This is a genomic window from Chromobacterium vaccinii (genome assembly GCF_001855275.1).
GTDB lineage: Bacteria > Pseudomonadota > Gammaproteobacteria > Burkholderiales > Chromobacteriaceae > Chromobacterium > Chromobacterium vaccinii.
Genome location: NZ_CP017707.1, coordinates 4,393,613 through 4,410,453, shown reverse-complemented (window position 1 = coordinate 4,410,453; position 16,841 = coordinate 4,393,613). Strand labels below are relative to the sequence as shown.

Annotated in this window: 19 protein-coding genes; 15 read left to right on the top strand and 4 right to left on the bottom strand. The window is 63.9% G+C overall.

The window, feature by feature from the left end; translation table 11 throughout:
- A complete protein-coding gene (gene sctS, locus BKX93_RS20460) occupies nucleotides 1-270 on the bottom strand; it encodes a type III secretion system export apparatus subunit SctS (RefSeq protein WP_021475303.1) in 270 nt (89 codons plus the stop codon).
- Between the two features lie 10 nt (nucleotides 271-280).
- Nucleotides 281-928: a type III secretion system export apparatus subunit SctR gene (gene sctR, locus BKX93_RS20455; RefSeq protein ID WP_070981127.1), complete on the bottom strand. Its 648-nt coding sequence runs from the start codon at nucleotides 926-928 to the stop codon at nucleotides 281-283.
- A gap of 302 nt (nucleotides 929-1,230) precedes the next feature.
- Here sctR and BKX93_RS20450 point away from each other — a divergent pair, with 302 nt between their 5' ends.
- Together BKX93_RS20450 and BKX93_RS24905 are read left to right on the top strand one after the other, a co-directional pair.
- The gene (locus BKX93_RS20450) at nucleotides 1,231-1,671 is read left to right on the top strand and encodes an InvB/SpaK family type III secretion system chaperone (RefSeq protein ID WP_070981125.1); all 441 of its coding nucleotides are present in this window, start codon (nucleotides 1,231-1,233) and stop codon (nucleotides 1,669-1,671) included.
- A gap of 1 nt (nucleotide 1,672) precedes the next feature.
- Nucleotides 1,673-2,626 (top strand): hypothetical protein, encoded by a 954-nt coding sequence (locus BKX93_RS24905; protein ID WP_145929352.1) that lies wholly within the window; start codon nucleotides 1,673-1,675, stop codon nucleotides 2,624-2,626.
- A 405-nt stretch (nucleotides 2,627-3,031) separates the two neighbouring features.
- On the opposite strand, the gene BKX93_RS20435 is transcribed toward BKX93_RS24905, so the two are convergent.
- Together BKX93_RS20435 and BKX93_RS20430 are read right to left on the bottom strand one after the other, a co-directional pair.
- The gene (locus BKX93_RS20435; protein ID WP_083340617.1) at nucleotides 3,032-4,273 is read right to left on the bottom strand and encodes a cytotoxic necrotizing factor Rho-activating domain-containing protein; all 1,242 of its coding nucleotides are present in this window, start codon (nucleotides 4,271-4,273) and stop codon (nucleotides 3,032-3,034) included.
- Nucleotides 4,274-4,300: 27 nt separating this feature from the next.
- Nucleotides 4,301-4,714, bottom strand: coding sequence for a CesT family type III secretion system chaperone (locus BKX93_RS20430; protein ID WP_083340616.1), 414 nt, complete (start codon nucleotides 4,712-4,714; stop codon nucleotides 4,301-4,303).
- 281 nt (nucleotides 4,715-4,995) lie between these two features.
- Between BKX93_RS20430 and BKX93_RS20425 the strand changes: the two genes are divergently transcribed.
- The 13 genes from BKX93_RS20425 (at nucleotide 4,996) to sseD (ending at nucleotide 16,841) form a co-directional block, all read left to right on the top strand.
- Nucleotides 4,996-5,373: a type III secretion protein gene (locus tag BKX93_RS20425; RefSeq protein WP_070981116.1), complete on the top strand. Its 378-nt coding sequence runs from the start codon at nucleotides 4,996-4,998 to the stop codon at nucleotides 5,371-5,373.
- Nucleotides 5,360-7,420, top strand: coding sequence for an EscV/YscV/HrcV family type III secretion system export apparatus protein (locus BKX93_RS20420; protein WP_070981114.1), 2,061 nt, complete (start codon nucleotides 5,360-5,362; stop codon nucleotides 7,418-7,420). The genes BKX93_RS20425 and BKX93_RS20420 overlap by 14 nt, the downstream gene beginning before the upstream one ends.
- Nucleotides 7,407-8,723, top strand: a complete 1,317-nt coding sequence (locus BKX93_RS20415; protein ID WP_070981112.1) for a FliI/YscN family ATPase — start codon at nucleotides 7,407-7,409, stop codon at nucleotides 8,721-8,723. Before BKX93_RS20420 ends, BKX93_RS20415 begins: the two co-directional genes overlap by 14 nt.
- Nucleotides 8,717-9,100, top strand: a complete 384-nt coding sequence (locus BKX93_RS20410; RefSeq protein WP_021475296.1) for a hypothetical protein — start codon at nucleotides 8,717-8,719, stop codon at nucleotides 9,098-9,100. Before BKX93_RS20415 ends, BKX93_RS20410 begins: the two co-directional genes overlap by 7 nt.
- 37 nt (nucleotides 9,101-9,137) lie before the next feature.
- Nucleotides 9,138-9,614, top strand: coding sequence for a hypothetical protein (locus BKX93_RS20405; protein WP_070981110.1), 477 nt, complete (start codon nucleotides 9,138-9,140; stop codon nucleotides 9,612-9,614).
- Nucleotides 9,604-10,485 (top strand): hypothetical protein, encoded by an 882-nt coding sequence (locus BKX93_RS20400; protein ID WP_070981109.1) that lies wholly within the window; start codon nucleotides 9,604-9,606, stop codon nucleotides 10,483-10,485. The genes BKX93_RS20405 and BKX93_RS20400 overlap by 11 nt, the downstream gene beginning before the upstream one ends.
- Before the next feature lie 165 nt (nucleotides 10,486-10,650).
- On the top strand, nucleotides 10,651-12,300 hold the full coding sequence (locus BKX93_RS20395) for a hypothetical protein (protein ID WP_222103267.1): 1,650 nt from the start codon (nucleotides 10,651-10,653) through the stop codon (nucleotides 12,298-12,300).
- Nucleotides 12,301-12,507: 207 nt separating this feature from the next.
- Nucleotides 12,508-12,858, top strand: a complete 351-nt coding sequence (locus tag BKX93_RS20390; protein WP_046158914.1) for a hypothetical protein — start codon at nucleotides 12,508-12,510, stop codon at nucleotides 12,856-12,858.
- A 20-nt stretch (nucleotides 12,859-12,878) separates the two neighbouring features.
- On the top strand, nucleotides 12,879-13,475 hold the full coding sequence (gene sseB / locus BKX93_RS20385) for a type III secretion system translocon protein SseB (protein WP_046158913.1): 597 nt from the start codon (nucleotides 12,879-12,881) through the stop codon (nucleotides 13,473-13,475).
- A gap of 11 nt (nucleotides 13,476-13,486) precedes the next feature.
- Nucleotides 13,487-14,284 carry a secretion protein EspA gene (locus BKX93_RS20380; RefSeq protein WP_070981107.1) on the top strand — a complete coding sequence of 266 codons (798 nt, stop codon included), beginning with the start codon at nucleotides 13,487-13,489 and terminating at the stop codon, nucleotides 14,282-14,284.
- 19 nt (nucleotides 14,285-14,303) lie between these two features.
- The gene (locus BKX93_RS20375; protein WP_046158918.1) at nucleotides 14,304-14,765 is read left to right on the top strand and encodes a SycD/LcrH family type III secretion system chaperone; all 462 of its coding nucleotides are present in this window, start codon (nucleotides 14,304-14,306) and stop codon (nucleotides 14,763-14,765) included.
- Entirely contained in the window at nucleotides 14,762-16,240 is a 1,479-nt protein-coding gene (sctE, locus tag BKX93_RS20370) for a type III secretion system translocon subunit SseC family protein (protein WP_070981105.1), read from the top strand. The genes BKX93_RS20375 and sctE overlap by 4 nt, the downstream gene beginning before the upstream one ends.
- Nucleotides 16,241-16,259: 19 nt before the next feature.
- Nucleotides 16,260-16,841, top strand: coding sequence for a type III secretion system translocon protein SseD (gene sseD / locus BKX93_RS20365; RefSeq protein ID WP_070981103.1), 582 nt, complete (start codon nucleotides 16,260-16,262; stop codon nucleotides 16,839-16,841).

Below are 16,841 nucleotides of genomic sequence, written 5' to 3'. Positions count from 1 at the left end.
TCAGCTCCCCATGCGCGAGATCAGATCGAAGCTGCGCTCGGCATAGCGCAACAGCGCCTGGCCCATCCAGTGGTGGGTCAAAGCCAAGGTGATGCAGGCCGCCACCAGCTTGATCAAGAACGACACGGTCTGGTCCTGCACCTGGGTCAGCGCCTGCACCAGGCCGACCAGCACGCCGACCACCGACGCGACCACCACCACCGGCAGCGACAGGATCAGCACCAGCCACAGCAACTCGCTGGCCAGCTGAACGATCTGGGCTTGTCCCATGCCTCTCTCCTCAACGGTAGGACAGCAGCAGCTGGCCCAGCAGCCGGTCCCAACCGCCCACCAGCACGAACACCAGCAGCTTGAACGGCATCGATATCGTCATCGGCGACACCATCATCATCCCCATCGCCAGCAAGACGTTGGAGACGATGAGGTCGATGGCGATGAAGGGCAGGAACAGCAGCAGGCCGATCTTGAACGCCTCGATCAGCTGGCTGACGGCGAAGGCCGGCATCAGCAGCAGCAGCGAATCGTCGCTCACCCGCGCGCGCACGGCTTCGGGCCAGCTTTTGCGCGCCGTGTCGCGGAAAAAGCGCAGCTGCGCTGGCGCCGCGTGCTTCTTCAGAAACTGGCGGTACGGGTCCAGCGTGTCGTCGGACAGCCGCGCCAGCAAGCTGGCCTGGGGCTGGGCCGGCGAAACCGCCAGCTTGTCCTGCACCGCCATCCCCACCGGCGTCATGATGAACAAGGACAAGATCAGCGCCAGGCCGTAGAGCGCGATGTTGGGCGGAATCTGCTGGATGCCCAGCGCGTTGCGCAGCAGGGAAAACACCACCGCCAACTTGAGAAACGACGTGCCCATCACCACCAGCAGCGGCAGCAGCGACAACGTCGCCAGCAAGGCGATCAGTTGTACCGGTTGGTCTGTGAGTGCCATGGTTGCGCTCCCGAGGAATCATGGCGCCCATTGTCTGCCCGGACCGCACCTTCCCCCATCAGGCCTACACCTGAATCGCGCCCAGGCGCTCGCAAGCCAGACTCGCATGTCAAACCTCACACCCGCAGGTCAAATTTTGAAAGTCTCGGACGATTCACAAAAGCCGCAATCACGCCATATCTCTACGATTACGCTCAAACACCTCACGTTCCGCCCACTGGGGAAAGAGCAAAATTTCCAAGCAAGCAATGATCAGAAAGCGCTCAAATCCGGGGCATAGTTCAATTTCCAAGAGGAGACACATGAATCCAATCTCGTTTTCGAATCAGATACATCAAGGGATTGATAGGATCGTTCTGGAAATGGCGATGCAAATTGGTTTGCCGCCCGATCAAATAAAACCCATAGGACAAGCATCCTCCATCGCACTGAAAGTACAGGGACTGCCGGATGTGATGCTCTCTGTCGCGGAAGACAGGCTGTGGATATGGAGCTTGTTGCCTATTCATGATGAAAGATCTCTGATGCTCCATGCCTCGGAGGCTCTTTCGATTCTGACTACCGCCATCGAAGGCGTGGAAACTGGGCAACTTACACTTGGCATGAGCGAGCATGGCTACGAATTGAAAGCGCTGGTCGAATTGGACCTGTTAAAACGCGACCATGGCCTAAAGCAGGTATTTCAGGGATTCGTTGCGCAGCTGTATCGATTTTGCGAAGTCTATCAAATTAAAGGAGCATGACATGCTGAATGGAACCTATTTTAATGGCATGCATGGAGTCCATGCCCCACAAACGGGCATCACAGGGCAAAATAGCCAGACAGGTCAATTGATCGGCATCGCAAGCAGCGCGCTTCAAGGCCCCTCCTCCCAATCCTTTAAGCCACTGGACCCTCACAGACTCAATATAGTTGGAGAATCACATCCGGAATCGGGCCCGCGTCGAGATGAAGAAAAAGCTTATCTCCAATCCTTAGGCATGTCGGGCTCTCAGTACTGGAATGAAAATGAATTCCAATACAGCACGACAAAAAACCGCTTCCAAATATTGGGCATATCCTTCGGCAAGGAAACTACTCAATCCTTCGGCGACCCCGTGATGCTTCGCCTGGAAATGAGACTTGCCGATGTAAAGGAAAAATTTCTCCCGATAGCACAAAAATTCGCAGCGGGAGTTAATCCACCAGAACTAGGATTAAACCACCACCCCTTGGAAAAAACATGGGAGAGTTTTGTAAAAACTGGATTCAATCAAGAAACCAAGCAAATTATATTAACCATGCACGAATTACTGAAAGTCAATGACGAAAAGGCCATAGGAAAACTGACGCATCTCTATTCTTTTATGGAGCAGCTGGAGAAAAAATATCAAAATCCAGCCACCCAAAATGTCCAGGCCGACGCCCAAACCTTGCTCCAAGACTGGGCGAAGGCCGAGCAGATCTTCTGCGCGGATGTCAAAGCGGGCAAACCTCTTGAACATTCCGACAACCTCAGCAGGCAGCGCTCCGCCGCCATGGCCGCCAGCGCCCAGGCCTCAGCCCAGACCGTCGGCGTGTGGAAAGTAGGCCAAAGCCACATAAACGACATCATGAGTGCACCTGGCTTCAATGAACGAGCGCTCAACTACAACATTCTGACCAAGGATGAGTTCAATCAAGGCCTAGCGCTCTGGGTCCAAAAGCACCATCCCTGACATCCATTTCTTTCCGCCACGCTCCCGGGCGATCCGGTTTTCCGAATCGTCCTCCTTCTCACCAGCATCCTCCCGCCCCAGACCTCAGGTCTCGATGCTTCGCCCCTCCGCGCTGCAGCAAGATCAGGCCATCCCGGCACGCGGCAAGCCATTCGATGACGACGAAGCTGAATCCGTTAAAAAATACATGATAGGCAACTACAACAAAGACCATCTCCATCGTCATTAAGGAAAAAGCCTGCGCAGCTTGAAATGCACAGGCTTTCATTCAATAAAGAATCCACTCACAACTGTTCCTTACACTTCAGCGCGCCATCCAATATCCCCCCGAAGAAGCCTCTCCCTCACCGGGCTATCGGGTCCGGGAGGGCGCGTCCATGCCATCAACAGGGCCAGTCAAAACTATCACCGCCCAGATAGCCATCTTGTCGTCCGGCAATCCAGAGACTGAATATCGCCGCCCTGCAAGCCGATGCTCATATCATCATTCAGGGTTTCAAAGCTGAGCACGCCATCCTTTTTCATCAGCAGTGCCGCAGAATTTCCTACACGGACAGCGCCGCCTGCATCACGACCGTTGTAGTTAAAACTTACCACTCGACTGCCATTATTTTTCACAATGGAATCCGGCCTGTCATCATGACCGCAATAGCCCATGACCGCATAATCAAAACTGCCTTGCAGAAAATCAAGCAAGACCTGATTGCCAAACACTCCGGCAGGAACCTGGCCTCCGGCAAACTGAGCGTGCGTTTCCATGATGGAACGGGCGCCATCGGTGCAGGTGGTCCAGCTATCATCTTCCCTGGTTGCTTTCCCGGCATGATACGCATAAAAATGACCATCCTTGACGCCATACACCATGGTGCAGCCAGACAGCGCCCCGCCGTTGATCAGCAGCGGGATATTTTCAGGAATATCGTCAAAATTTATCCTGATGCCAAGCGTTCCCTTATCCCCATTATCCACCCCGATGATCTTCAAATCAGGTCCAAACGCATGCTTGTTGAAATAATTGCCATAGGGTGTGCCAGGCAGTTGCTCATCCGCCTTTGCATGCGCACCATCATAGACATAAAACCCCTTTGGCCGGCCTTCACTCCGCAAAGGAAACTCGCTGCCGCCTGTCATATTGACATTCTTGTCATGCATGATGAAATCAAACTTGACCGGTAGCGTATCCAGCAGTGATGAAGGGGCAACGATGCCGCAGCCCTGCAACGGCCGAATGGACCCATCCAGCACTTGTCTTTTATCAGAATCAAACCGTTCAGCTTCAGCAGGCGTGCAGGTACTCACGACATGGTTGAAGCGGGGATCATTTTTGAATTTATCCCCCGCATGGATATCCGCTGCAACGAAGCTTGCTGACACGTCTCTCCTTCTCGCCTGGACAAGCAGGTCCGCCAGTAGAGGAAATGACTTTTCTGCCGTATCGCCGCCCATATTTTCCGCCAGAAAATCCTTAGCCTGACGCACCTGATTCGGATGAAGCAAAAAATCAATGCCCGTATAAACGACCAGATCGCCATTCTTATGCAAGCCGATATGCGCCTCCCCCAACTTGGCACCATCCTTTCCCTTCAGCGCATTCAGGCTGGAAAAATTTGCATTGAATACATTCAAACCCGTTTCAAAAACACTCATACGACACACCTCCCTCCATCTCCCGCATCAAATACGGGAATTTACAGACAAGCCTGAATGCAGCAATGGCTTCACACTATCCAGCAGGGCATCGAAAGCCGAAATCACGATGGATAGATCACATTTATTCCCAGGCAAAATCAGGTGCAGACAAAGGCAATTTTTTTCATTCAGGGACGCAATAGGCTGCCAGGCCAGAGTCGTCATCTGGTTATGCCGCAAGGCTTGCAGCAGCAATGCGCACTCTTGGGCCGAGACGCATTCGCCCAGCTCCGCCAGCAAAAACCACCGTTCGCCATCCACGCAGCCAAAATGAATGAGAAAACGCTGCTCCAGCGTCAAAGTCATAACTTCTTGATCTTCCAGCATGACATGTCCCTGAAAGCCGATATGCGCCATCAAGGCCATGGCACAGTCATGAAATCCGGACAAATCTTTCATATCATCCTTATTTGTTTTCAAAACTCTCCGGCAAGAAGGCCCCCGCTCGCGGCGGCAAGACCCGAAGAGGGGCTGATAGCAATTCGAATTCTTGCATTGATGAAGTGAGGATCAACTCAGGCAAACACCTTAAGACCCGCGCAGCCGCCCCCTGATCCGGCGTTGCGCTTCCTTGCCGCGCCGCCTGGATGGATGCCGAGACTCGACCTCAGGTATTCACCCGATATTCCCCCACCGACCCCTGCCGCAAGATGCGGCCATCAAGCATGAGGAAGCGCACGATGGACCTGCAATGGCAAAGACAAACCGAGCTCTGGCTGCGCCTGATGGGCGAGAGCGCCATCCCGGCCGCGCTGCGGCTGTCGCTGCGCCAGGGGCAGGACGTGTTCTATCTGGAATCTCTGGACGGGCGGGCCCTGCTGTCGCTGGCGCGTCCGCTGCCGGAGACCAGGCGCCGGCCCGCCTTGCTGCGCCTGCTGGCGCTGCTGCAGCCGGAGGCCGGCGACGGCGTCCCGCTGCGCGCCTGGCTCGCGCGCGGCTGCCTGTGGCTGGCCGCGACCATGCCGCGGGACAGCGGCGCCGAGCAGTGGGCCCGGATTTCCCGCCAGCAGCGCCGGCTGCTGGACCGCGTCGCGGAGGGCCGCCATGAAGCTCAATAACTGGCTGCAAGGCCTGCAGGCGCGGCAGGACGTGGTGCTGGCCGCCATGCTGCTGCTGGCCATCTTCATGATGATCGTGCCGCTGCCCACGCTGCTGGTGGACGTGCTGATCGCCATCAATCTGGCGCTGTCCATCACGCTGCTGATGATGGCGGTGTACATCCGCGAGCCGATGGAGTTTTCGGCCTTTCCCTCGGTGCTGCTGATCACCACCCTGTACCGCCTGGCGCTCACCATCAGCACCAGCCGGCTGATCCTGCTGCAGCACGACGCCGGCGAGCTGGTCTACACCTTCGGCAACTTCGCCGTCGGCGGCAATCTGGCGGTGGGGCTGATCGTGTTCGCCATCATCACCATCGTGCAGTTCATCGTCATCACCAAAGGCTCGGAGCGCGTGGCCGAAGTCAGCGCGCGCTTCTCGCTGGACGCGATGCCCGGCAAGCAGATGAGCATAGACGGCGACATGCGCGCCGGCATCATAGACGCCGGCCAGGCGCGGCAGCAGCGGCTCCTGGTGCAGAAGGAAAGCCAGCTCTACGGCGCGATGGACGGCGCGATGAAGTTCGTCAAGGGCGACGCCATCGCCTCCATCATCGTCATCCTGGTCAACATCTTCGGCGGCATCGCCGTCGGCGTGTTCATGCATGAGATGAGCGCCGGCGAGGCCGCCGCCACCTACGCCATCCTGTCGGTGGGCGATGGCCTGGTGGCCCAGATCCCGGCGCTCTTGATCTCCATCGCCGCCGGCATCATCGTCACCCGCGTGCCGGGAGAAACCCGCCGCAACCTGGCGCAGGAGCTGTCCTCGCAACTGATGCGCCAGCACCAGGCCTTGTGGATCGTGGCGGCGGTGCTGGCGCTGTTCGCCTGCCTGCCCGGCTTCCCCGCGCTGGTATTCCTGCCGATGGCCGCCATGGTGGCCGCCGGCACCGCCTGGGTGACCCGGCGGGCCAAGACCGGCGAGACGGCTGGCGGCTTCGGCGGCGACGCCGGCAGCGGCGGCCAGGACGCCGGCGACGACGCCGCGCCGCCTCCGGTAGGCGCCATTCCGCTGCTGTTGCGCGTGCATCCCGAGCTTGGCCGCGACACCGCCCTGGCGCGGGCGCTGGCCGAGCTGCGCCAGCAGAAGCTGGAGCAACTGGGGCTGCCGCTGCCGGAAATCCTGCTGCAGGTGGATGCCGGCCTGCCGCCACGCCATCTGTCCTTCCTGCTCTACCAGGAGGCGGTGCTGGAGCTGGAGCTGCGCCCGCTGCCGCTGCTGGACTCCGCCAGCGCGCCGGTGCCCCAGGCCGCCGCGCGCGACGCCCTGCCCTTCGGCGGCCTCACCCTGCAATGGGTGGTGCCGGAACAGGCCGCCGGCCTGGCCAAGCTGGGTCTGACGGTTCACCGCGACCACGAACGCGTCGTCCACCTGGTATCGCTGGCGCTGGACCGCTACGCCGCCGAGCTGATCGGCGTGCAGGAGGCGCGCTACCTGATGGACCAGATGGAGCAGCGCTACGGCGAGCTGGTGAAGGAGCTGCAGCGCCAGCTGCCGGTGGGCCGCATCGCCGACGTGCTGCAGCGGCTGGTGGCCGAGGGCGTGTCCATCCGCGACCTGCGCGCGGTATTCGAGGCCCTGGTGGAATGGGCCCCGCGCGAGAAAGACCCGGTGATGCTCACCGAATACGCCCGGCTGGCGCTGCGCCGCCACATCGTCGGCCGCCAGCGCCGCGGCCAGCCCTGGATCAGCGCGTGGGTCATCGGCGGCCACATCGAGCAAACCATACGCGAATCGATCCGCCAGACCTCGGCCGGCTCCTACTCGGCGCTGGGGCCGGAAGAGAACCAGGCCATCGTCGGCGAAATCCGCTCCGCGCTGGAGCAAAGCGGCGCCGGCGGCGCCGCGCTGGTCACCGCCATCGACGTGCGGCGCTTCGTGCGCAAGCTGATCGAACGCGATCTGTTCTCCGTGCCGGTGCTGTCGTTCCAGGAATTGGGCGACGAGGCCGAGCTGAAGATCCTGGGCCACGTCGAACTGATAGGAGAAGGCCATGCGCCTGCCTGATTACTACGCCATCCTGGACGCCATCGAGCCTCCGCCCCCGCCCGCCGGCGGCGATTGCCGCCTGGAGGGACGCCTGTCCGAAGTCGGCGCCACCCTGCTGCGCGCCCATCTGCCGGGCGCCGGACTGGGCGAGCTGTGCTTTCTGCCCGACGGCGACCCGGCAGAAGTGGTGGGCCTGGACGGCGACGAGGCGCTGCTCTCCCCCTACCGCGAACCGCTGGGCCTGTCTTGCGGCATGCTGGTCCAGCCCAGCGGACGCCGCGCCGACATCGGCGTCGGCGACGCGCTGCGGGGCCGGGTGCTGGACGCGCTGGGCCGGCCGGTGGACGGCCTGCCGCCGCCGGGCATAGAAACCCGGCGCGACATCGACGCCGAGCCTCCCGATCCCATGCAGCGCCAGGTGATAGACACCATCCTCCCCACCGGCGTGCGCGCCATCGACGCCACCCTCACCGTCGGCGTCGGCCAGCGACTGGGCATCTTCGCTCCGGCCGGCTGCGGCAAGAGCACCTTGCTGGGCATGCTTTGCGCCGGCAGCGAAGCCGATATCGTCGTGCTGGCGCTGATCGGCGAGCGCGGCCGCGAAGTGCGCGAATTTCTCGACCATGTGCTCAGTCCGGAAGCGCGCGCCAAGAGCGTGGTGGTGGTCGCCACCTCCGACCGCCCGGCGCTGGAGCGCATCAAGGCGGCCGCCACCGCCACCGCCATCGCCGAGCACTTCCGCGACCGCGGCCAGCGCGTGCTGCTGCTGGTGGACTCCCTCACCCGCTACGCCCGCGCCGTGCGCGAGGTGGCGCTGGCCGCCGGGGAGCCTATCGTGGGCGGCGGCTATCCCCCCAGCCTGTACGCCAGGCTGCCCCGGCTGCTGGAGCGCGCCGGCCCGGCCGCCCGCGGCAGCATCACCGCCTTTTACACCGTGCTGATGGAAGACAAGGCCGACCCGCTGGCGGAAGAGGTGCGCTCGCTGCTGGACGGCCACATCGTGCTGTCGCGCAAGCTGGCCGAGTCCAACCACTTCCCGGCGATAGACGTGCTCGCCAGCGTCAGCCGCGTCATGCATCAGATTTGCGCCGGGCCCCACCGCGCCGCCGCCGCCAGGCTGCGCCAGCTACTGGCGGCCTGGCGGGAGATCGAGCTATTGGTCCGGGTGGGGGAATACCAGCCGGGCCAGGACGCCGACGCCGACGACGCCATGGCGCGCCGGGCGCCGATCAACGCCTTGTTGCGCCAAGCGGTGGATGAGCGATTCGCGCTCCCCCGCACGCTGGCGGAGCTGGGCGACGCCGCGGGGGTGCCATGCTGAGCCAATTGCTGTGCATCAAACGCCGCCGCGAAAACAGCCTGCGCGCCGCGCTGGTCCGGCTGGCGGACGAGGAGCTGAAGCTGTGCGCGCGCCGGGACGCCATCCATGAGCGCCGCCATGCGCTGTACGCCGAATGGCGGCTCCAGGCCGCGCGCAGCGGCCAGTTCGACCAGACCGAGCTGGAAAAGCTGCGCGCCGCGCTCTCCCGGCTGGAAGGAGAAGACCAATCCCTGCAGCGCCAGCTGGAAGAGCTGGCCGCCGAGCGGCTGCGGCTGACGCAAACCCGCGCCGAGCAGGAAACCATGCTGCTGCGCAATCTGCGCGAACAGGAAAAACTGAGCGCGCTGCTGGACGACGAATCCGACAAGGATGCCTGAGGCCGGCCCGCTCTAAACCGCAACAGAAGGCACGACCATGCAAGCGCAACCCCCTTCCGCCGCCAGCCGCGCGTCATCGCGCGACCGCGACGAACCCCATGCCGACCGCCGCGGCGCGCAGCGCTTCCGCGCGCTGCTGGACGACGCGCAGCCGCAACAGGAATTTCCCGCCCCCTCCCTCTCGCCGTGGCCGCAGTTCGCGCCGCCGCTTGCCGACCCGCCCGACGCCTCGCCATCCAGCCCCGCGAGCGCTCGCGCCCATCCCGATCTGCCGCCGCAGCCCGCGCCGGCGGCCCCGGTCGACAACCAGGCGCTGGCCTTGCGCGCCAGCACCGGCCCGCTGGCCGGCCTGCTGGTGCAGGCCGAGTGGCGCGGCTCGCGCCTGAGCCTGCGGCTGTCCGCCCCGGCCCCGGAACTAGCCGGCAGGCTGGCGCGCGAGCGGGAAAACCTGGGCGCGGCGTTGTCCGCCGCGCTGGGCGTGGACGTCGTGGTGGAGCTTGGCGATGGCGGCTGACACCCCGCTCGACGCCTTCCACCTCAGCCGCATCGGCGCTCGCGCCGAACATGAGGGCAGGCTCATCGAAGCCGATCTGGCCCGCGCCGACGGCCAGGGCCTGCTGTTGTCCACAATGTGCGATGGCGCGGCGCTTAGCCTGTGGGCCGCCGAAGCCGACTGGCGCGCCTGGCTGGAGCCTCAATTGGCGGTGGGCGAGCTTGCCGATATCGAAGCCGGGCTGCTGCCGGTTCTGGCCGCCTGGACGCTGGCGCCGCTGGATGGCTTCCTGCGCGCCCAGGACCTGCCCGGCCTGGCGGAGCCCGCCGTCGCGCCCGCCCCTGCGCCCGGCGGCGAAGGCTGGCGGCTGACGCTGAGGGACGGGCCGCGCCGGCTGCCGCTGCATGTGCGGGACGCGCCGCCGGGCTGGCTGCGCGCGCTGCTGGCCGCGCTGCGGCCATCGCCCGATCAAACCCACCAACTGGCGCTGGGCCTGGGCTGGTGCCTGCTGTCGGAACAGGACTGGGACAAGGTCGCCGTCGGCGACGCGCTGCCCATCCACGGCATGGCGGATGCGCTGGACTGCCTGTGGCTGCATCCGGAAGCCAGCCCGGGGCGGGTGAGGCTGCTCGACGCCGAGCGCGCGGTCGTGGAAGCCCCGTCCCCGGGCCTCGATCAAGTCCCGTCCGGCACGCTGCGCCTGGCCGTGGAGGCCGCCGCCATCCGCGTGAGCGCCGACGCGCTGGCCGACTGGGAAGCCGGCAGGGAAATCGCCGCGCACGCCGCCGCCCACCCCATGCTGCGCCTGACCGCCCAAGGGCGGCTATGGGCGCAGGGCCAGCTGCTGCGGCTGAGCGATGGCTGGGCCGCGCGTATCCTGGCGCGCGGATAACACCCTTCGAGCCCATCCCGGCGCCCGCCTGGCCCTCCCAAATCATCCTTCATCGAATAGTCAAATCCGAAAGGTCGGCCACTTTTCGGAAAGACCCCTCCATCGAAGCGGCGGAGAATCCGCCGCAACCATCCGCCATCCCCCTGTATTTTCAAAGGAAACCACATGGTCAACAGCGTCAACTTGAAAGCCTGCACCACAGGGGCCCAGCTCAGCGAAATCCGCGCCGAAGCCGCAGGCGGCCCGGACAAGATCGTCTCCTCGGAAAAAGGCGTATCGCTGGACCAGGCCCAGGAAGCGGCGGTCAGCAACAGCCGGCTGTTCGAAGCCGGCGTCAGCATGATGATCCTGGACGACCCGGGCCAGATCGGCCGCGTGTTCGACGACTACGGCGCCAAACTGGCGTCGGTGCTGACGCCCTTGTTCGCCGACGACGCCAAGGCCTGCAACAAACCCGACGCGGTGATGTTCAACGGCAAGCCAATGGCGCTGCGCGACGTGTTCCGCTCCACTCTGGTCAACCCGCTGACCTCGCCCGCCTCCGACCAGATCGGCAGAAAGACGACCTCCGGCGGCAGCGGCGAAGACTGGATCCACAGCCAACTGTCCAGCCCGCTGATGCGCGAACAAGGCGGCGAGCTGAAATACGCGGACCAGAAAGGCGGCAATGACCTGCTGACCAAGATCAAGGCCGCCAGCTCCTTCGGCACCACCGTGTGGCAGTTGCTGAACGACAAGATCCACGGAGAGAAAAACGGCGCGGCCCTGCGCGACATGCTGGCGCCGCTGGGCGGCTCGCAGTCGCGCGATTGCGTCGCCCGTTTCGACGAATTCAAGAGCCGCACCCGCACCGAGCGCTTCGACGACGCGGTCAGCCGCATGCGCAGCGAGCGGCCGCTGCAGGTGGATTATCAAGTGGATTACTCGTCCGCCGGCGATCACGGCCTGGGTTTCGGCCGGGTGGCGGTCACCGCCCATGACGCGAAAAACCAGCCGGCGCTGGATGAGCTTCTGGGTCACAAACCGGCCGAAGGGCAGCGCTACGCCAACATCAACGGCGTGCCGCGCCAGGGCGCGCCTATTGAATCGGATCCGGGCAAACTGCCCACCCGGCCGTTCACCATGTCGCGGGCGGAAGTCGAAAAGCTGCCCGAGGCCTACGCCAAGCTGCAATTCGGCGACAAGGGCGGCTTCCAGGAACTGCTCAAGCAGCATGAGTTTCCACACGGCACCGGCGTCAACCGCTGGCAGCCCTACGGCACCTTCGCCACCGAGTCCAATCTGCGCGGCCTGCCCTCCGCCGGCGCGCAATCCGGCGGCACCTGCGACACCCTGCTCGCCCTGCACACCTTGAGCGACGAAGGCATCTACAACCGGCCCGACATCGTGGAGCCGGCCACGCTGGGCGTCGCCGCCTTCATGAACTTCGGCGCCTACCACACCTTCGCCGAGACCATTCCGATCGGCATGTCGGTGGCCAACGACGACGACGAGTACAACCCGTCCTCCGGCACCGCCAGCGCCTATGGCGAAGCGCTGCAAAAGCAGGGAAAGCTGCAGGACCTGCCCGATTACGCGACAGCGGAGCTGACCGCGCCGGTGCACACCAATCTGCAGCATGACGCGCTGTACGACCGCCTGGCCAACCTGGTCGGCCAGCATGCAGGCGCCGGCATCGCCGGCCATGTCGCCGACCTCTCCGAGGCGCACAAGAGCACGCTGGAAGCGCTGCGGAGCGAGCATCCGGAATTGCGGGAAACCCCGCAGATCCAGACCACCCGCCTGGAGCTCGGCCAGATCGGCCAGCACGTCTGACCCCCTCCCTCTCCGCATGCATGGCACGCCCCAGCGTGCCATTTTTTTCCGCGGCGCCCATTGCCGCCAGGCCGGCCAGGGCGGCGGAAACCCCGCCGCCGACCAAACGCCTGGAAACCGAAAGGCGCGGCCTTTTTTCGAAAGTCGGCCGCCGCGGCCGGGCCTAGCATCGATTCCAACATCACCCGTTCCAGAAAAGGAGCCCGCATGAACCAGCAGTCGACCCATCCGCTGCAGAGCCTGATGCAGGACCTGCAAAACCGCCAGCAAGGACTGGGCGAGCAGCTGCGCACCTTCCAGGCGCTGCAGGACGAAATCGCCGCCCTGCAGCGCCGCGCCCCGCACGACGCCCAGGCCCGCCAGCGCCTGGACCGCCTGGGCCGCGCCATGCAAGGCGAACTCGCGCCGCTGAACCAGAAGCTGTCGCAATGCGTGGAAAGCTTGCACGGCAATTTCAAATCGCTTGAGGAGTCGCTCAAGCGCGCAGGAGAGGGAGCGTCGGGCAAACCGGCCGCTCCGCGCAAGACCGGCCCGCTGCTGGGCCGCACTTTCATCTGAACCGCAAAGAGGATAACGCCATGTCTTTCGCCACCAACTTCGCCACCAGCAACCCCATCGCCAGCTCCACCGACTACGAAAACTACGTCGACAACAAGGCCGGCCAGGGCGACTCCATCATGTCCCAGGGCATTTCGGTGCTCTACAAATTCATGACCCTGTTTTCCGACCTGGCCCAGGGCAAATACGACCAGATGAGCGCCAAGGCCGACCGCGCGCGCAATTCGCAGCAGGCCGCCAACCAGGTGGACGCCATCATTTCCAAGCTGGCCAAGGCCGACGACAAGGGCGATTTGCCGCCCGAAGTCATCCAGTACCTGAAAGACCACCACATCAGCATCACCGTGCAGAACGACGGCACTAACTCCACCAGCGACATCATGGCCTATCTGAAAAGCATCGGCCACGAAGACGGCAAGGGCCTGGACAAGGGCCAGCTGGACGTGATCAAGGGCGCGCTGGACGCCGACTCCGGCCGCTGCTCCGACTTCGTCACCCAGGCCCAGCTGCAGATCCAGAAGACCATGCAGTCGTACAACGTCTGCGTCAGCCTGATCAACAGCATGCAGTCGCTGCTGGCGGAAATGAACAAGTCCATCGCCCAGAACATCCGCTAAGGAAACGCATCATGGCTATCGCAACCAGCTTTGCCGGCGGCGTTCCGGTCGCCGCGTCGGCCGGCTACGAGAACTACGTCGACAGCAAGGCCGGCCAGGGCGACACCATCATGTCCCAGGGCATCTCGGTGCTCTACAAGTTCATGACGCTGTTTTCCGACCTGGCCCAGGGCCGCTACGACCAGATGAGCGCCAAGGCCGACCGCGCCCGCGACTCGCAGCAGGCCGCCAACCAGGTGGACGCCATCATTTCCCGGCTGGCCAAGGCCGACGACAAGTCGCCGCTGCCGCCCGAGGTGATCCAGTACCTGAAGGACCACCACATCGCGGTGGAAGGCAAATCCATCGACGACTACCTGAAGGCGAACAACCCCGCCACCGCCTTTCTGGACAAGCTGCGCGAACGGATCGCGCAGGCCGGCCCTGAGGGGATGCGGTCGGACAGCTGGCAGGATGTGGTCAGCTATATGGACCAGCAAGGCATCAAGGTGGACGGCAAAAAGTGCTCCGACTACATCTGGGGGCTGCCGGAAGTCGGCCAGCGCAGCTACCAGAACATCAGCCGGGACCACATGCAGCACATCGCCGATACGCTGGCGGCCGCGGCCGGAGGATTGGACAAGGGCCAGCTCAGCGTGATCAAGGGCGCATTGGAAGCCGACTCCGGCCGCTGTTCCGACTTCGTCACCCAGGCCCAGCTGCAGATCCAGAAGACCATGCAGTCGTACAACGTCTGCGTCAGCCTGATCAACAGCATGCAGTCGCTGCTGGCCGAGATGAACAAATCCATCTCGCAGAACATCCGCTAACACCATGGAGGACACGCCGATGCAAGACGATCTGGACACGGTGCGCGACTTCTTCGCCCAGGGCGGCACGCTGCAGGCGCTGGTGAACCTGGACCCCGCCGACCTGGACCGCGTCTACGCCTACGCCTGCCAGCTGTTCGACGCCGGCGACTACGCCGGGGCCAAACGCTTCTACCTGATGCTGGCCCGGCTCAGCCACTGGCAGTTCGATTACTGGCTGTCGCTTGGCCTGTGCTGCCAGCGGCTGGGCGAGCACACCGAAGCGATCTTCTGCTTCGGCCAGGCCGGCCTGCTGCGCCTGGACGACCCGCGCTCCGCCTATCTGGCCGGCCTCAGCCACCAGTTGAGCGGCAATCGGCCGCAGGCGGCCAAGGCGTTCGCGGCGGCGCTCAAGTGGTGCGCGGCCAGACCCGAATACGCCGAACTCAAGGCTGAAATACAGCAACAAGCCGCCTCATGCCCCAAGGAGGAACACGCATGAACTCCATCACCGAAACCTTTTCCGCCGTCCCGCTCGGCGAACTGCGCCGCCCGGACGAAACCGACGGAGCCGCGCCCAGCCAGCGCGTAGGCGCCGGCGCGCTGGACCCGCTGTCCGCCCCCAATGCCCGCGGCCGGGAGGCCAACGCCAACCGAGATTTCCATTCCCCGCCCCCGCCGCGCGAAACGGCGACGCTGCGCATGGCCGAAGGCGCGCTCAACCGCATCCTGGCGGTGTTCGGCCCGCGCGAGAACGGCAAGCCCATCACCCTGGCGCAGCTGGAGCGCACGCCGATGGAGGCGATGAGCCTGGCCGCCTCGCTGCTGGGCGTCAAGGCCCTGGGCGACAGCGCCGACCTGAAATCCATGGCGCTGGAAATCCGCACCCAGGGCGCGGAAAACCTGCGCCTGCGCCAGAACGAAGACCTGCGCAAGCAGGTGGACAAGGCGATAGAAGACTCCCAGAAGGCTCAGAAAGCCGGCATTTTCTCGGCCATCGTCGACTGGATCGTCGCGATCGCCGAAGTCGTCAGCGGCGTCCTCAAGATCGCCGTGGGCTGCCTGACCGGCGCCGCCAACAGCGTGGCCGGCGGCGCGATGGACCTGGCGGCCGGCTGCGCCGGCCTGGTCAAGGCCATGTGCTCCACCCTGGCGCTGATCGATCCCAAGAACGCCGAGCGCTACAAGGAAGTGGGCGACGTGGCCGGCAAGGTGCAGCTGGCGTTTGAGATCGCCGGCATGTGCGTGGACTTCATCAGCGTGGGACGCGGCGTGATGGCGGCCAAGACGGTAGCCAACACCACCAAGACCGTGGTGGAGAAAGGCGCCGGCGAGCTGCTGGAAAACACCATCAAGCAGGCTTCCGGCGCCGCCGGCAAGGAAGTGGCCCAGGAGGTGATCAAGAATGTGGCGCAGCAGGTCGCCACGGAAGTCGCCGAGAAAACCGCCTCGGAAGTGGCGAAGAAGCTCAGCGAAACCGCCGCCCGCTTCTTCGGCCAGGGCCAGCTGCTGCAAGCCTTCAGCAAGCAGGCAATCGAAACCATGGTCTCGAAAGCGGTGGAAACCGTCGCCACCAAGGCGCTCAAGTCCGGCGCCGAAGCCACCGCGCAGGAGCTGACCCGGCAGATCGTCAAGCAGGTGCAGCGCGAAATCGTGCAGGCCGCCGTCAGCGCCTGCCTGAAGAGCGCGCCCAACATCGTCAAGACGGTGGTCGTGGCCGGGGTGCAGGGCTCCAACGGCATCGTCCAGGGCGCCATCGCCAAGGAGCGCGCCGAATTGCAGAAGATCGTCCAGCAGCTGATCGCCGAGGGCAACTTCATGCAATTCATGCTCGACGAGTTCGACAAACTGAAAAAACGCGCCCGCGAAGACATCGGCCAGCTGATGGACGGCGCCGGCAAGGCGCTGGCCAGCGGCTCCGAAAGCCAGCTCAAGACCGGCGCGGTGCTCAGCAGCATCGCCGCCAACATCGCCTGATCAGACAAGGAGAAGCATCATGACATCCCCCATCACCTCCAGCGGCGTCGCCGGCGGCGCGCCCGTGCTCAATGTGGCCGGCGACCAGGGCGGCGACGCCATCGGCCAGCTCAACGACCTGATGGTCCAGCTGGGCCAGCTGTTCGGCAAGCTGCGCGACCTGCTGCGCCAGTACAACCAGACCCAGCAGAACAACGCCTTCCAGATGCAGAAGACCTCTTTCAATACCCGGATGGACGCCATCGAAAAAGACTTCTCGGCGAAAAACGCCCAGGCCTGGGCCCAGATCGCCGGCGGCGTCACCCAGTTTCTGGGCGGCGTGGCGGGCGCCAAGGGCAGCGAAGCGTTTTCCCAGATCGGCCGCGGCGCGGACAGCATCATCCAGGGCAACGTCGGCTTGCACTTCAGCAATGGCCAGGCGCGCGAAGCCCAGGAACAGCAAGCGGTGGCAGACTACCAGCACGGCCTGTCCGAGCAGCTGCTCAAGCGCTCCGACGAGACACTGGAGAAGGCGCTCAAGGTGTCGTCCGACCTGCGCGAGATCCTGAGCACCCTCAACCAGGCGCATGAGCGCATCGCCAGCAGCGTGCGGTTCTCGTAA

Bases quoted from the DNA above. Each gene is read 5' to 3' on its own strand.
- sctS (WP_021475303.1), bottom strand. From the start codon at position 270: ATGGGACAAGCCCAGATCGTTCAGCTGGCCAGCGAGTTGCTGTGGCTG.
- sctR (WP_070981127.1), bottom strand. From the start codon at position 928: ATGGCACTCACAGACCAACCGGTACAACTGATCGCCTTGCTGGCGACG.
- BKX93_RS20450 (WP_070981125.1), top strand. From the start codon at position 1,231: ATGAATCCAATCTCGTTTTCGAATCAGATACATCAAGGGATTGATAGG.
- BKX93_RS24905 (WP_145929352.1), top strand. From the start codon at position 1,673: ATGCTGAATGGAACCTATTTTAATGGCATGCATGGAGTCCATGCCCCA.
- BKX93_RS20435 (WP_083340617.1), bottom strand. From the start codon at position 4,273: ATGAGTGTTTTTGAAACGGGTTTGAATGTATTCAATGCAAATTTTTCC.
- BKX93_RS20430 (WP_083340616.1), bottom strand. From the start codon at position 4,714: ATGAAAGATTTGTCCGGATTTCATGACTGTGCCATGGCCTTGATGGCG.
- BKX93_RS20425 (WP_070981116.1), top strand. From the start codon at position 4,996: ATGGACCTGCAATGGCAAAGACAAACCGAGCTCTGGCTGCGCCTGATG.
- BKX93_RS20420 (WP_070981114.1), top strand. From the start codon at position 5,360: ATGAAGCTCAATAACTGGCTGCAAGGCCTGCAGGCGCGGCAGGACGTG.
- BKX93_RS20415 (WP_070981112.1), top strand. From the start codon at position 7,407: ATGCGCCTGCCTGATTACTACGCCATCCTGGACGCCATCGAGCCTCCG.
- BKX93_RS20410 (WP_021475296.1), top strand. From the start codon at position 8,717: ATGCTGAGCCAATTGCTGTGCATCAAACGCCGCCGCGAAAACAGCCTG.
- BKX93_RS20405 (WP_070981110.1), top strand. From the start codon at position 9,138: ATGCAAGCGCAACCCCCTTCCGCCGCCAGCCGCGCGTCATCGCGCGAC.
- BKX93_RS20400 (WP_070981109.1), top strand. From the start codon at position 9,604: ATGGCGGCTGACACCCCGCTCGACGCCTTCCACCTCAGCCGCATCGGC.
- BKX93_RS20395 (WP_222103267.1), top strand. From the start codon at position 10,651: ATGGTCAACAGCGTCAACTTGAAAGCCTGCACCACAGGGGCCCAGCTC.
- BKX93_RS20390 (WP_046158914.1), top strand. From the start codon at position 12,508: ATGAACCAGCAGTCGACCCATCCGCTGCAGAGCCTGATGCAGGACCTG.
- sseB (WP_046158913.1), top strand. From the start codon at position 12,879: ATGTCTTTCGCCACCAACTTCGCCACCAGCAACCCCATCGCCAGCTCC.
- BKX93_RS20380 (WP_070981107.1), top strand. From the start codon at position 13,487: ATGGCTATCGCAACCAGCTTTGCCGGCGGCGTTCCGGTCGCCGCGTCG.
- BKX93_RS20375 (WP_046158918.1), top strand. From the start codon at position 14,304: ATGCAAGACGATCTGGACACGGTGCGCGACTTCTTCGCCCAGGGCGGC.
- sctE (WP_070981105.1), top strand. From the start codon at position 14,762: ATGAACTCCATCACCGAAACCTTTTCCGCCGTCCCGCTCGGCGAACTG.
- sseD (WP_070981103.1), top strand. From the start codon at position 16,260: ATGACATCCCCCATCACCTCCAGCGGCGTCGCCGGCGGCGCGCCCGTG.